Annotated in this window: 1 protein-coding gene; it reads right to left on the reverse strand. The window is 56.0% G+C overall.

Annotation, left to right across the window (positions count from 1 at the left end; translation table 11 throughout):
- Positions 1–257 (reverse strand): hypothetical protein (locus ACVA58_RS28300; RefSeq protein WP_446513556.1); only part of this gene is annotated, 257 nt, incomplete at both ends.

The following is a 257-nucleotide window of genomic DNA, read 5'->3' on the forward strand; positions in this document are numbered from 1 at the left end:
GCCTCATCCAATGCAGCGAAGGCGTCTTCCACCAGCTTGAGATTGTTGGCCATCGATTGACCTCGCCGCCCGAGTGCGGCCATGAAAGAGCGGAAATAGGTACCGACTGTTCCTTGCGATAGCGTTTCCCCGGCGCCGTCCTGAACGGACGATCGCTGAAAGCTGATTCCTGTTCGACGTTCAGCGCTCCGTTCGAGCAGCAAGGTCACAATTTGCTCGTTGCGATGCTTGTGGAGGAAATCCGTATAGAACTCGGT

This window comes from Photobacterium sp. DNB22_13_2 (genome assembly GCF_052873915.1).